The 14803-nt window shown below is 46.4% G+C and carries 14 protein-coding genes and 1 pseudogene; 3 read left to right on the top strand and 12 right to left on the bottom strand.

What is annotated here, in order from left to right:
- Window positions 1-195: 195 nt before the first annotated feature.
- From xseB to dxs, 3 genes are all read left to right on the top strand, one after another.
- Window positions 196-474: an exodeoxyribonuclease VII small subunit gene (gene xseB, locus ACGF63_RS10550; RefSeq protein WP_036842413.1), complete on the top strand. Its 279-nt coding sequence runs from the start codon at window positions 196-198 to the stop codon at window positions 472-474.
- A 4-nt stretch (window positions 475-478) separates the two neighbouring features.
- A complete protein-coding gene (gene ispA / locus ACGF63_RS10555; protein ID WP_036842411.1) occupies window positions 479-1396 on the top strand; it encodes a (2E,6E)-farnesyl diphosphate synthase in 918 nt (305 codons plus the stop codon).
- Window positions 1397-1516: 120 nt separating this feature from the next.
- Window positions 1517-3382, top strand: a complete 1866-nt coding sequence (gene dxs / locus ACGF63_RS10560; RefSeq protein WP_152962538.1) for a 1-deoxy-D-xylulose-5-phosphate synthase — start codon at window positions 1517-1519, stop codon at window positions 3380-3382.
- A gap of 240 nt (window positions 3383-3622) precedes the next feature.
- Here dxs and ACGF63_RS10565 read toward each other — a convergent pair.
- The 12 genes and pseudogenes from ACGF63_RS10565 to queA all read right to left on the bottom strand — a co-directional run.
- A pseudogene (locus tag ACGF63_RS10565) lies at window positions 3623-4632 on the bottom strand (MFS transporter); the annotation flags it as partial.
- 308 nt (window positions 4633-4940) lie between these two features.
- On the bottom strand, window positions 4941-5432 hold the full coding sequence (gene pgpA / locus ACGF63_RS10570; protein ID WP_387630560.1) for a phosphatidylglycerophosphatase A: 492 nt from the start codon (window positions 5430-5432) through the stop codon (window positions 4941-4943).
- Complete coding sequence (gene thiL / locus ACGF63_RS10575) at window positions 5425-6414, bottom strand: thiamine-phosphate kinase (protein ID WP_036842406.1); 990 nt, start codon at window positions 6412-6414, stop codon at window positions 5425-5427. The genes pgpA and thiL overlap by 8 nt, the downstream gene beginning before the upstream one ends.
- Window positions 6415-6516: 102 nt before the next feature.
- On the bottom strand, window positions 6517-6933 hold the full coding sequence (nusB, locus tag ACGF63_RS10580) for a transcription antitermination factor NusB (protein WP_036842405.1): 417 nt from the start codon (window positions 6931-6933) through the stop codon (window positions 6517-6519).
- 26 nt (window positions 6934-6959) lie between these two features.
- Window positions 6960-7430, bottom strand: coding sequence for a 6,7-dimethyl-8-ribityllumazine synthase (gene ribE, locus ACGF63_RS10585; protein ID WP_152962541.1), 471 nt, complete (start codon window positions 7428-7430; stop codon window positions 6960-6962).
- A 126-nt stretch (window positions 7431-7556) separates the two neighbouring features.
- A complete protein-coding gene (gene ribD / locus ACGF63_RS10590; protein ID WP_387630564.1) occupies window positions 7557-8666 on the bottom strand; it encodes a bifunctional diaminohydroxyphosphoribosylaminopyrimidine deaminase/5-amino-6-(5-phosphoribosylamino)uracil reductase RibD in 1110 nt (369 codons plus the stop codon).
- A 6-nt stretch (window positions 8667-8672) separates the two neighbouring features.
- Window positions 8673-9122, bottom strand: coding sequence for a transcriptional regulator NrdR (gene nrdR / locus ACGF63_RS10595; protein ID WP_036842402.1), 450 nt, complete (start codon window positions 9120-9122; stop codon window positions 8673-8675).
- 114 nt (window positions 9123-9236) lie between these two features.
- Window positions 9237-10205, bottom strand: coding sequence for a protein translocase subunit SecF (gene secF / locus ACGF63_RS10600; protein WP_132353813.1), 969 nt, complete (start codon window positions 10203-10205; stop codon window positions 9237-9239).
- 10 nt (window positions 10206-10215) lie between these two features.
- Window positions 10216-12063 (bottom strand): protein translocase subunit SecD, encoded by a 1848-nt coding sequence (gene secD, locus ACGF63_RS10605; RefSeq protein WP_071992917.1) that lies wholly within the window; start codon window positions 12061-12063, stop codon window positions 10216-10218.
- A gap of 27 nt (window positions 12064-12090) precedes the next feature.
- Window positions 12091-12423, bottom strand: coding sequence for a preprotein translocase subunit YajC (gene yajC / locus ACGF63_RS10610; protein WP_021323460.1), 333 nt, complete (start codon window positions 12421-12423; stop codon window positions 12091-12093).
- Between the two features lie 94 nt (window positions 12424-12517).
- Window positions 12518-13642: a tRNA guanosine(34) transglycosylase Tgt gene (gene tgt / locus ACGF63_RS10615; RefSeq protein ID WP_036842395.1), complete on the bottom strand. Its 1125-nt coding sequence runs from the start codon at window positions 13640-13642 to the stop codon at window positions 12518-12520.
- A 60-nt stretch (window positions 13643-13702) separates the two neighbouring features.
- A complete protein-coding gene (gene queA / locus ACGF63_RS10620; protein WP_036842393.1) occupies window positions 13703-14770 on the bottom strand; it encodes a tRNA preQ1(34) S-adenosylmethionine ribosyltransferase-isomerase QueA in 1068 nt (355 codons plus the stop codon).
- Window positions 14771-14803 lie beyond the last annotated feature (33 nt).

A 14803-nucleotide genomic window follows, 5' to 3' on the forward strand; every position in this document is an offset into this window, starting at 1 on the left:
GTGAGTTATAGTAGTCGTTAGGAGTTTTGATAAATGAAACTGACATCATGTTCTGGTAGTCAAATCAGGCTGCGGAGTATAGCACTATCTCACGACATAGCGCGCAAAAAATACAAAACCAGTTAAGGATTTGTTTGCACCAGCATAATAGGATAGCCTGCAACCCTCAGGCGAACTCTAAATAGTAAAAAGATTATGCCAAAGAAAAACGCAACATCAGAAAGCCCAGGCAGTACACCAGAAACCACACCAGCAATGACATTTGAAAGCTCATTAAAAGAGTTAGAGCACATTGTCGTCCGTCTAGAATCCGGTGAATTAGCACTGGAAGAAGCCTTGAACGAGTTTGAGCGTGGTATTCAGTTAGCCCGTCAAGGGCAACGGACTTTGCAACAAGCAGAACAGCGGGTACAAATTCTTCTTAACGATGACGCCCAATCTCCGCTAAATAACTTCTCCCCGGATACTGAGTGAGCCTATGCCTGAACAAAACCCGATTCAATTCAAAGAACAGCTTAAGACCTGTCAACAACGTATCAATAACGTTCTGACAAGCACATTATCTTCATTGGCATTTTCAGATAGACCACTGGTTCAGGCAATGCAACATGGCGCTTTACTTGGTGGCAAACGTCTGCGTCCATTTTTAGTTTATGCCACAGGTGACATGTTCGGATTATCTGCCAATAATCTGGATGCACCCGCCGCAGCGGTTGAATGTATTCATGCTTTTTCATTAATTCATGACGACTTACCCGCAATGGATAACGATGATTTACGCCGTGGGCAACCAACTTGCCACATCAAATTTGGTGAGGCCCACGCTATTTTGGCGGGAGATGCTTTACAGTCTCTGGCATTTGAAATCTTATCTAAAAGAGAAATGCCGGATGTGACAACGGCGGATCGCCTTGAAATGCTTTCTGAGCTGGCAACCGCCAGTGGTATCGCCGGTATGTGTGGCGGTCAAGCCCTAGACTTAGAAGCTGAAGGCAAACAGATTGATCTTCATGCGCTAGAACAAATTCATCGCCACAAAACGGGTGCTCTTATCCGTTGCGCTGTCAGAATGGGAGCCTATGGCGCAGGCCAGAGTGGACATAATGCCTTACCTGAATTGGATCAGTATGCCCAGGCTATTGGCCTCGCTTTCCAGGTTCATGACGATATTCTCGATGTCATTGGCGATACCGAAATGATCGGAAAACGTCAAGGCAGTGACCAGCAATTAAGAAAAAGTACCTACCCGGCATTGCTGGGGTTAGAACAAGCACAGAAAAAAACGCACCAGCTGTATCAAGAAGCGCTAGAAGCATTGAATAAACTGGAAGAAAAATCCTATAACACAACAATGCTGCGCGCACTTGCCAGCTTTATCATTGAACGTAACAATTAATTACCTATCCCAATAAGCGTTATCATTACATAAAATAACCTAATGGGATGAGTTATAAGGTCTGTTGGTAAATTTGGCCTCCAGCAGCTCTATTAATAAACACTTCTTAACGAGCATCAAATGAGCATTGATATAGCCAAATACCCAACATTGGCATTAGCGGAAAATCCTGAAGAACTTCGTATGTTGCCAAAAGAGAGCCTGCCGAAGCTATGTGATGAACTTCGGCAATTCTTGCTAAACAGTGTCAGTCGCTCCAGTGGTCATTTTGCCTCCGGTCTTGGTACCGTTGAACTGACTGTGGCATTGCATTATGTCTATAAAACGCCTTTCGATAAACTAGTATGGGATGTTGGTCATCAGGCTTATCCGCACAAGATCCTGACAGGACGCCGGGATCGTATTGATACTATTCGTCAGAAAAATGGACTTCATCCCTTCCCCTGGCGGGATGAAAGTGAATACGACACCTTGTGCGTCGGGCACTCATCTACCTCCATCAGCGCTGGATTAGGTATGGCAATTGCCGCTCAGCGTGAAGGCAAAGACCGCCGCACAGTCTGTGTTATTGGTGACGGCGCGATAACGGCGGGTATGGCCTTTGAAGCGATGAACCACGCGGGGGATATCGATCCCGATATGCTGGTCATTCTTAATGACAACGAAATGTCTATCTCAGAGAACGTCGGTGCGTTAAATAACCATCTGGCTCAGCTTCTTTCCGGGAAACTCTATACCACACTGCGGGAAGGTGGAAAAAAAGTCTTTTCTAACCTGCCCCCCATTAAAGAATTACTGAAAAAAACCGAAGAACATATCAAAGGGATGGTCATTCCCGGCACAATGTTTGAAGAACTGGGCTTTAACTACATAGGACCGATTGACGGACATGATGTACTGACATTAACTCAGACACTGAAAAATATGCGCGAGCTGAAAGGGCCACAACTCCTACATATCATGACCAAAAAAGGCCGTGGCTATGCGCCAGCCGAAAAAGATCCTATCAGTTGGCATGCGGTGCCTAAATTTGATCCGGCTAGCGGTACATTACCCAAGAGTTCAGACAACCGCCCGACGTTCTCCAAAATATTTGGAGACTGGCTATGTGAAGAAGCCGCTAACGATAAGAAACTGATGGCGATCACTCCGGCTATGCGTGAAGGCTCCGGTCTGGTGCGATTCTCCCGCGAATATCCGGATCAATACTTTGATGTCGCTATCGCAGAACAACATGCCGTGACTTTTGCCGCTGGTCTGGCAATTGGTGGTTACAAGCCGATTGTCGCTATCTACTCAACATTCTTGCAACGTGCTTATGATCAGCTTATTCATGATGTCGCAATCCAGAATCTGCCTGTACTGTTTGCAATAGATCGCGGTGGCATCGTTGGCGCTGATGGTCAGACACATCAAGGAGCGTTTGATCTCTCATTCCTTCGTTGCATTCCCAACATGGTGATCATGGCACCAAGTGATGAGAACGAATGCCGCCAAATGCTGCATACCGGTTATCATTACCAGCAAGGTCCGGTAGCAGTACGCTATCCGCGAGGAGCAGGAACTGGCGCAGAACGTCAACCATTCGAGCAGTTGCCCATTGGTAAAGGTGTTATTCGCCGTCAGGGTAAGAAAGTAGCAATTCTGAACTTTGGCACTCTGTTACCCGATGCACTAACAGCAGCAAAATCACTGGACGCGACTGTCGTTGATATGCGTTTCGTTAAGCCACTGGATAAAGAGCTGGTTCTGCAAATGGCTGGTAGCCATGATTTACTGGTCACTTTGGAAGAAAACGCGGTTATGGGTGGTGCCGGCAGTGGTGTTAATGAACTGTTGATGCAAGAAGGCCGTCTTGTGCAAATTCTGAACATTGGCCTGCCTGACCAATTTGTGCCACAAGGCAGCCAGGAAGAAATCAGAGCTGATTTAGGGCTTGATGCCGCAGGCATTCAAAATAGTATCAATAAAAGGCTATTTTTCTGAGTATATAGGGATAATAGGACATTCTAAAGAGCCGCTGGTAGATGTGTTGCATAGCCTTATTGAAGAACCCAATGTTGTCTTCGAAGATGGCTATGCGTTCTGGTGTGCATTGGACGACTACATCAATGCAAAGCCGATTAAATGCGGCGGTAGGACTAAGCAAGCCAACTTTACGGACGCATTAATAGTGAATAAATCTCAGCGGTATGGGGCAAAAAACAAAAAGTCGGTTTCGCCGCTTTATACTTTTGATAAAGCCGCATGCTTGTCCTTAATGCGGCAAAACCACCGCCCTCCCAATAACGCCATCACAAGTTCAAGAGAAGCTATTGCGGCCAGGACAAGGATAAACAAAGCCTTGTCCCCGCTAACTAATATCCATCCACCTATCACCGGAAATCCAAATATACCTACAAAATAGGCGGCAACGAACCAGGTGAGGGCCGCATGACGATTCTCAATAGCAGAGTCGTTTACTGCCCATGTTTGAATGACAGGATACACCAATCCATACCCTATCCCCGTTAACATGGCCGCCACAATCTGGAACACGGGGTGAACCGGTATACCCAGCAGAGCCAAAATGCCCATGATTAAGAATAACATCAGCGTAGTGACTAACGGGATACGGGGCATTGTCGATAAACCTCGGGCCAACAAAAGCCGCGACACAACCACGGTCGCTGCATGTACAGCGAAGAATGTACTTGCATTTGCACGAGTTCCTTCGACAAGTGAACTCTGGAACGACATCATGCCGGAGAATACGCAGCCTCCCAGACCTACCATCACAATGGGACGGATCGCACTACTTGCGGCGATCTTCGTTATTTTTTTCACCCAAGGTCCAGTGATAACTCCCGTTGACCACGCGGCTCCCTGATCCCAAAAATCGCCAGAAGCAGTGAGGCGAAGGTACCAACGATGCCAACAAGGAGAAACGTTGTTTGGACGGGCACTCCTGCCTGTTCAACCGCTGCGGTGAGAAGGATAGGACCGCCGCAAATCCCAGCCATTTGAAACGCACTAAAGCGGGTAAACTAGTGACCCCTGTCAACATCGGTAACACGCTCCGACAATGCCATGGGCCCACTGATATAGAACATTCCCCAACCGAGTCCAATCAAGAACGCCGCGATACGCGGAATATAACTCAGTTCACCGCAGAAGCCGCCTAAAAGAAGATAACCACAAGACATCGTCAACGCCGCGAGGGCTGCAAGGCGCGATGCTTCCAGCTGCCCGGCAAACTAGTTATTCTCGTAAAAAAACAATAAAATCATCACATTACTAATGAAATCACATTATCACGGTGTCTACAAGATGAAATATCACTTGGTATTAGTGACGAAGTATTGAAGAACAGGCTTCACCCATGAAATGTTAGAAGGGCTAGAAAGCCTTCGTCATAAATCCCGCTGAAAAATGGGAGAGCCCAATGGAACAATTTGGTGGAGAGGCAGCTCCTATCCCTCTTTTGCTCGATATGCACCCAAATATTATACCCAGTCGATTTATAAAAACCGTAAATAGACTTAATAATCAAATGCACCGCACATCAGAAAGTCAAAATCTGATAAAACGCCAGTAACCAAACAATGGCGAAAGAAAATACAGCTGCGATAATATCATCTAACATGATACCTAATCCGCCATGAACATAACGATCAAACCAGCGAATAGGCCATGGTTTCCACATATCCAAAATACGGAACACAATAAAACCCGTTAAAACCCACTGCCAGTTAACCACAGGAATCGCCATTAATGTGATCCACATACCGATAAATTCATCCCAGACAATACTGCCATGGTCATGAACTTTCATATCATCAGAAGTACGCTGGCAAATCATTATCCCGAACAACATTCCGGCAATAATCACCAACCAGCAAATCCATTCTGGAAACTGCATCAGTAATAACCAGAATGGAATAGCAGCAGCAGATCCCATTGTTCCTGGCATTACCGGCGATAGCCCACTACCAAAACCCGTCGCTAATAAATGCCAGGGATTACTCATCCGTAAACGGCGTTTTGCCTCATCCATGTGCTTCCTCGGTAATAAAGTGATCGAACCCTTTTAGATCCAATTTAATCTCTTTATTATTGCTGTAATAACGAATCTCTTCTGATTCCGGCATAATCTGCCCGACACAGCTAAAACCAGCGCCAGTATGAGCCAAAGCGATTTCCAGCGCGCCGCGATTCCTTTCCGGGACAGTAAAACATAATTCATAATCCTCCCCGCCACTCAAAGCCCACATAAGTGCCTGTTGCGGTTCAACGTATTGTTTCATTGCACCAGAGTAAGGGATCGCATCCAGATTTATTCTGGCTCCACATCGGCTGGCTTTCAATATGTGGCCCAGATCGGAAATCAAGCCATCAGACAAATCAATTGCTGACGTTGCCAGGTTACGCAATGCCTGCCCTAACAAAATACGGGGTTGTGGCCGGAGATGACGTTGAATTAGCCAATCACGGGACTCTGGATCAGAAATTTGCAAATGGTTTTGCAACAGAGCCAAACCTGCCGCACTGTCACCCAACGAGCCACTCACATAAATCCAATCGCCATTTTTTGCGCCGGCACGCCGCAATGCTCTGCCTGCGGGAACCAGACCATGAATCGTTAATGTCAAACTCATTGGACCACGGGTGGTGTCACCACCGATAAGCTGCATACCGTAATAACGCAATTGTTCAAAGAGGCTGTCACTGAAACCACTTAGCCAACACTCATCTATTTCCGGTAATGTCAACGCAAGTGAAAGCCAGGCAGGATCAGCACCGACAGCGGCCAGATCACTTAAATTCACCGCCAGAGATTTATAAGCCAAATCTTCAGGAGAAATATCAGGTAAGAAATGAACGCCTGAAACCAAGGTATCCGTGCTGACAGCTAATTGCTGTTTATCGGCCAGCGTCATCAGTGCACAGTCATCACCAATACCCAGATTTACGTCACGCCGGTTAGTTACCTGGCGATCAAAATAACGCGCAATGAGGTCAAATTCGCCACATGCCATAATAGAATCCCAAAAAGTTACAGATGATTACGTACATAAGGCCGGTATCCCGGCCTTATAAATCATCGTCTACGGTGGGAAAAACCCGGCAAGCAGTGAGAATTATCTTTTCTTGCGTGCTGCTGGGCCAGATTTATCCAGTACCCCGTTCACGAATTTGTGACTATCTTCAGCACCGAAGACTTTGGCCAATTCGATAGCTTCGTTAATAGCCACTTTATAAGGGACATCATCACGATAACTTAGTTCAAACATAGCAATACGCAAAATGGCTTTTTCTACCTGACCTAACTCTTCAAGCTGACGGGAAAGATAAGGAGCCATCAAAGCATCCAGCTTAACTGCGTTCACAGCGACCCCTGACAGCAATTCACGAAAATAGGTTACGTCAACACCAGTGACGTCCTGCTCCGACAGAAACTGTAATTCAACGTCAGCAATGTCATTGCCAGATAATTGCCATGAGTATATAGCCTGAACAGCGCACTCACGAGCACGACGACGAGCAGCAGGTTTCACAAGATTCCCCTTAATTAAAACTAAAATCAGCCTTTAATGGCGTTAATTACATTGATCATTTCCAGTGCGGTTAATGCAGCTTCTGCGCCTTTATTGCCCGCCTTGGTTCCCGCGCGTTCAATCGCCTGTTCAATGCTTTCTGTAGTCAGAACACCAAATGCTACTGGGATTTTACTGGTCATTGCTACATTAGACAGACCGGAACTGCATTCACCAGCAACGTATTCAAAGTGAGCGGTACCACCACGGATAACGGTACCCAGCGCGACAACTGCGTCATATTTTTGGGTTTCGACCAATGTTTTTACCGTCAATGGTAATTCATATGCACCAGGAACCCAGACAACAGTGATATTCTCTGAGGTCACCTGGCCGATACGCTCAAGCGCATCTATCGCGCCTTCTAACAGATTATCATTAATGAAGTTGTTAAAACGTGCAATGGCAATCGCCACACGAGCTTGTGGAGCCGCAACAATACCTTTGATGACGTTCATAGCCTTCCTTATATCTGTTCATATCCGCGGGGGGGCGGATTCTATCATATTCTTTCGTTAGCCGCGCCTGCCGATTTAGCAACAGAGCATAAAAACAGGCGGGTTAACCCGCACTCACATATTCAATCAGTATACAGGCCGCAAACGTAGACGAAGATCAGGCCCGACTTGCTGTACATCAAAAATGTTAAATTCCGGCGCATCCGCCAGATTTTTAAGTTCAGGAATGGTAAACAAACCACAGGCGGCATCACCCAGCACTTTTGGCGCAACATAAAATATCAATTCATCTACCAGCCCCAAAGTCAGTAATGCACCCGCCAACAGCGGGCCGCATTCGGCCCAGACAGTATTAATCTGACGTTTACCCAATTGCATCATCAATAACACTAAATCTACACCAGCACCATGAGCAGGCAACAGTATCTGCTCTACATTTTCAGGCCAGTTATGTTCATCCGTTTTAGTACGAGCAAGCCAACAATGGCCGGGTTGTTGTATGACCTGATGCTGCGGAGTAACACGGTTCTGACTATCAACAATAACACGCACTGGTTGACGAAGAGTTTCTTCAGGATAAATCGCCTGAGTTTCTGCATCCAGTTCATTCCAGCGAACAGTCAGGCTAGGATCATCAGCCAGAACAGTACTGCTGGAACTCAGAATCGCACTGCACTGAGCACGGAATTTTTGCACATCATAACGAGCCTGGGATGAGGTAATCCATTTGCTTTCTCCAGAAGCCAACGCAGTTCGTCCGTCAAGAGAAGCCGCCATCTTCAACTGAATATACGGGAAGCCTGTACGCATCCGCTTCAAAAACCCTTTGTTGAGGGATTCCGCCGCCTCCATCATCAGCCCATGTTCGACTTCAATACCCGCCTGTTGTAGCTTATAAAACCCTCTTCCCGCGACCTGCGGGTTAGGATCCTGCATAGCAGTAATCACACGGCTAACGCCGGCAGCAATCAAGACATCGGCACAAGGCGGTGTTTTACCGTGATGGCTGCATGGCTCAAGAGTGACATAAGCCGTTGCCCCTTTGGCTTTATCTCCGGCCATGCGCAAAGCATGGACTTCAGCATGTGGCTCACCAGAACGTAAATGAAAACCTTCCCCAACAATCTGCCCATCACTCACAATCACACAACCGACATTAGGATTAGGTGATGTGGTAAAACATCCCTGACGCGCCAATTCGAAAGCACGCGTCATATATTTTTCATCGTTATTCACTACTTATTAATCCTGTAATTTAGCAATCTCTTCGCCAAATTCACGAATATCTTCAAAGCTGCGGTAGACGGAAGCAAAACGGATATAGGCGACTTTATCCAATTTCTTCAATTCATCCATCACCACATTACCAATCATTTTAGATGGAATTTCCCGTTCACCGGTAGCACGTAACTGAGATTTAATATAGCTAATCGCCACTTCTACATCATCAGAACTGACCGGACGTTTCTCCAATGCTTTTTGCATACCTCGGCGCAGTTTTTCTTCATCGAATGGCTCCCGGATATCATCACTTTTTATCACTCTCGGCATAACTAACTCAGCCATTTCAAAAGTGGTAAATCGTTCATGACACTCAAGACACTGGCGACGCCGGCGCACCTGAGAGCCATCCCCCACCAAACGGGAGTCAATCACTTTGGTATCAACAGCGGCACAAAATGGGCAATGCATATCACTTCCTGATGGTTAGTCCGAACTCAGTTTACAGTTTACCTTAATCTAAACAAAAAACACCCTGCCAGCCGAATACTCACAGGGTGTTTGAACAGCATCAAGGCAGAATAATTAAGGCAATAAAGATGGCTGATCAGCCCCTTCTTTCTCAACCTTTTGCTGGATCATGTGTTCACGCTTCATACCCAGTTTCAACGCCAATGCGGAAGCAACATAGATAGAAGATATCGTACCGATAGAAACACCGATTAACATCGCCAGTGAGAAACCTTTCAGCATTGCACCACCGAAAATATACAACATCAGCACCACCAGTAAGGTAGTCGCAGAAGTCATGATGGTACGGCTCAATGTTTGAGTCAAAGAGACGTTCATAATTTCATACGACGTACCCCGGCGGATCTTACGAAAGTTTTCACGGATACGGTCAGAAACCACGATACTGTCATTCAATGAATAACCGATAACGGACATCAGCGACGCCACAATTGTCAGGTCAATCTCGATGTGAAACAACGACAGAACCCCGAGCGTGATGATGACATCATGCGCAAGCGCGAGAACCGCCCCCAACGCCAAACGCCATTCAAAACGGAACCCAACATAAATCAAGATACAGATAAGCGCCGCCAGTAACGCCATCGCACCATTTTGGGCAAGTTCAGCACCGACACTTGGCCCAACAATTTCAACACGATTCACACTCGCGTCTTTATCAACGGAGTCATTGATGACCTTAATAACCTTTTTGCTCAGTTCCTCATTCGCCGCACCCATCAGCGGTGGCATACGCACCATCACATCACGGCTGCTACCGAAGTTTTGCAACAGAGGATCTTCAAAACCTGCTTTCGCCAGGCTATCACGCATCTTATCCAAATCAGCAGGTTGACTGAGTTTGATTTCAATTACCGTACCACCGGTAAAATCCAATCCCCAGTTAAACCCGCGGGTTGCCATCACAAAAACAGAAGCCACCAACAGTAGCAACGAAATTCCGAAAGCAACGTTGTCCCAGCGCATAAAGTCATGGACTTTGCGACCGTAGTTCAATTGTTCAACAGTATAATCCTGTGCCACAACGTGCTCCTTAAATTGACAGCTTCTTAATACGCTTACCGCCGTATAGCAGATTCACGATAGCCCGAGTACCTACAATAGCAGTGAACATAGAAGTAGCGACACCAATTGACGTTGTTATTGCAAAGCCTTTAATTGACCCTGTACCAACAGCGTAAAGAATGATCGCAGTAATCAGCGTAGTCAGGTTGGCGTCGATAATACTGGAGAAAGCACCTTTATAGCCTTCATGTATCGCTTGCTGTATGGTACGGCCATTACGCAGCTCTTCTTTGATACGTTCGTTTATCAACACGTTAGCATCGACTGCCACTGCCAGCGTCAGAACAATACCAGCAATCCCCGGCATGGTTAGCGTAGCCCCCGGTAACAGAGACATAACACCAACAATCAGCACCAGGTTAGCCAACAGCGCGCTACTCGCAATCAAACCGAATTTACGGTAGTAAATCACCATAAACAGGATTGATGCTACCAGGCCCCACAAACAGGCTTCCAACCCTTGCTCAATATTTTGCAGGCCAAGAGTTGGCCCAATAGTACGTTCTTCCACAATCTGAATCGGTGCAATCAGAGCGCCGGCACGCAGCAGCAAGGATAACTGACGGGCTTCAGTTGCATTAGAAATACCGGTGATACGGAAATTACTCCCCAGACGAACCTGAATATTGGCGATGTTAATCACTTCTTCATTTTTGACTAACACAGCACGGCCATTAGCATCTTTCTTACCGCTGTCTTTATATTCCACAAACAACGTTGCCATTGGCTTACCAACATTGTCTTTTGTGAAATTAGACATTGCGGTGCCACCAGCACTGTCCAGTGAAATATTCACTTCCGGACTACCATATTCATCCGTACCAGAGGTTGAATCTGTAATATGATCCCCGGTCAGAATAACTCGCTTATATAATACAACCGGGCTACCATCGCGGGTATTTTTCACCTCAGAATCACCCGGTACACGACCTGATATAGCCGCAGTAGAGTCAATACTGGTATTAACTAAACGGAACTCCAGGGTTGCTGTCGCACCAAGAATTTCTTTAGCACGGGCAGTATCCTGAATACCCGGTAATTCAACCACGATACGGTCAGCTCCCTGACGCTGAACTAACGGTTCGGCCACACCCAGCTGGTTAACGCGGTTACGCAAAATGGTAATGTTTTGCTGTACCGCATAAGCACGGGCTTCACGCTGACGCTCATCACTCATCACCGCTTTCAGGGTATTATTGGCTCCAACACTGAAAACTACATCACGATGGCGATTGGTAAGATAGCTCTCCGCATCAGAACGGGCTTTTTCATCACGGAAGCGGATCTCTACGCCGTAATTATCAATTTTACGGACAGTAGAATAAGGAATACCTTTTTCACGTAAATCAGTACGCAGGCCATCAATATTCTGCTCTTGCAGTTTGCCTAATGCGGTTTCCATATCCACTTCCATCAGGAAGTGCACACCACCACGCAGATCAAGGCCCAGTTTCATTGGCTCTGCGCCAATCTTACCCAACCAGGTTGGTGTTGCTGGTGCCAGATTCAATGCCACCACATACTGATCGCCCAACGCGGACATCAGAGCTTCACGGGCACGAAGCTGAATATCAGAATTATTGAAACGAGCAAGAATCGCACCATTTTCCAGCGCAATAGATTTACTCGTGATTTGATCTTTCTCTAAAACATTACGGACTTGGTCCAGCGTTTGCTCACTGGCGGCAATGCCTCGCGCGCCAGTGATTTGTACAGCCGGATCCTCACCATAAAGGTTGGGAAGTGCATAAAGCAAACCGATGAGGATCGCAGCGATCAGCATCAGATACTTCCACAAAGGATAACGGTTTAGCACGGCAGTTCCCTTCGGGAAAATCAGAAATTACAGAGCCTTCATTGTACCTTTCGGTAAAACGGCAGCGACGAAATCACGTTTAATAGTCACTTCAGTGGTGTCATTCAGTGCTAAAACGACATAACCCGTATCAGCAACTTTAGTTACACGACCAATCAAACCACCATTGGTCAGAACCTCATCACCTTTGGAAATAGAATCCATCAGTTTTTTATGGTCTTTCGTACGTTTCTGTTGTGGACGCAGGATCATGAAGTAGAAGATCAGACCGAAAACAACCAACATGATGATCAGAGAATATGGACTTCCCTGAGCCGCCGGTGCACCAGCAGATGCCGTTGCTTCAGAAATAATACTCATTAAACTTTTCCCTCATTGTTATCAAAATTGATAGTAATCAAAAAACCAACCGCAATATGCTATACACACTGAGGTCAGTCAATAACCACTTAAGTCAAACATTTAATAGCGGAACCGGTTTACCAATCCGCTGATAAAAATCTTCAACAAACTGTTCAAGATTACCTTCTTCGATGGCTTTACGGATCCCAGCCATTAGACGCTGATAATACCGCAAATTATGGATAGTATTCAGCCTTGCACCGAGAATTTCGTTACAACGATCAAGATGATGCAAATACGCACGGCTATAATTTTGGCAAGTATAGCAGTCACATTGCTCATCCAACGGTGAAATATCTTCTTTATGTTTGGCATTACGGATCTTAATGACACCCTCGGTGACAAAAAGATGACCATTACGGGCATTACGGGTTGGCATTACACAATCGAACATATCAATGCCACGGCGAACCCCCTCCACCAAATCTTCTGGCTTTCCCACCCCCATCAGATAACGCGGTTTGTCCTGCGGGATTTGCGGGCAGACATGTTCAAGAACACGGTGCATATCTTCTTTAGGCTCCCCAACCGCCAGACCGCCTACAGCGTACCCATCAAAACCAATCTCTACCAGACCTTTTACTGAGATATCACGTAAATCTTCGTAAATGCTCCCTTGAATAATACCAAACAAAGCATTTTTATTCTGTAATTCATCAAAACGCTGACGACTGCGAGCTGCCCAGCGCAAGGACATCTCCATCGAACGTTTCGCATAATCCCAATCAGCAGGATATGGCGTACATTCATCAAAAATCATCACAATATCAGAACCCAAGTCATACTGGATTTCCATTGATTTTTCCGGGCTAAGGAAAACAGGCGTACCATTAATTGGATTGCGGAAATGTACACCTTCCTCTTTGATTTTACGCATCGCGCCGAGGCTGAATACCTGAAAACCGCCTGAATCCGTTAAAATCGGGCCATGCCATTGCATAAATCCATGCAAGTCACCATGAAGTTTCATGATTTCCTGCCCTGGACGCAGCCACAAGTGGAAAGTATTACCAAGCAGAATTTGCGCCCCGGTTTCTTTCACTTCTTCCGGTGTCATGCCTTTTACTGTGCCGTAAGTCCCCACAGGCATAAATGCCGGCGTTTCCACAACGCCACGTTCAAAAACCAGACGACCGCGCCGAGCTTTACCATCAGTAGTTTGTAATTCAAATTTCACTTAACCTCCAGGCACCAGATAAACAGTCTGATGCTGATTTCATACATTAATTACAATAAATTAAGAAACTTTTTCCTTGCAAGCCAAAGGATTACGGCGAATAAACATGGCATCACCGTAACTAAAGAAACGGTATTTTTCTGCCACCGCCTCTTTATAAGCGCTCATAGTATTTTTATAACCAGCAAATGCAGAAACCAGCATAATAAGTGTCGATTCCGGCAAATGGAAATTGGTAATCAGCGCATCAACAACCTGATATTCAAAACCCGGATAGATAAAAATCTGCGTATCATTAAAAAATGGCGCAATTAACCCATCCTGGCAAGCTCTTGCTGCGCTTTCCAACGAGCGGACTGACGTTGTTCCGACAGCGACAACCTTATTACCCCGGGCCTTACATGCCAGGACAGCATCAACCACATCCTGCGGCACTTCAGCATATTCAGCATGCATAATATGGTCTTCAATGGTTTCCACACGCACTGGCTGGAAAGTACCGGCCCCTACATGCAAGGTAACAAAAACCATTGCCACCCCTTTTTCACGCAGGGCTTCCAATAATGGCTCATCAAAATGGAGACCCGCCGTTGGCGCGGCTACTGCGCCTGGGCGTTCACTGTATACCGTTTGATACAGCTCGCGATCCGCTTCTTCATCAGGGCGATCAATATAAGGCGGCAAAGGCATATGGCCGACATCATCCAGAATGGACAGCACATCACGCGGATCATCAAAACGTATTTCGAACAGCGTGTCATGGCGGGCCAGCATCGTCGCTTTAACGTTCTCACTGTCCCCCAGCAACAGCTCTGCCCCCTCTTTTGGCGCTTTGGAAGCGCGCACATGTGCAAGTACCCGCTTATCATCCAGCACCCGTTCAACCAGAACTTCCAGTTTACCGCCGGTGGCCTTCCGGCCAAAAATACGCGCGGGTATAACCCGAGTATTATTGAAAACCAGTAAATCCCCGGCATTCAGCTTATCAAGAACATCCGTAAAAACACCATGCGTTAACCCCCCTGTTTCACCATCAAGAGAGAGCAGACGGCAGCCACTGCGTTGTGGTTGAGGGTAATGAGCAATCATTTCGTCAGGAAGTTCAAAAGTAAAATCGGAGACTCGCATTGTATTTAATCATTCAGAAAAACAAGCGGACTA

Source organism: Photorhabdus sp. RM322S (genome assembly GCF_042879395.1).
GTDB lineage: Bacteria > Pseudomonadota > Gammaproteobacteria > Enterobacterales > Enterobacteriaceae > Photorhabdus > Photorhabdus khanii.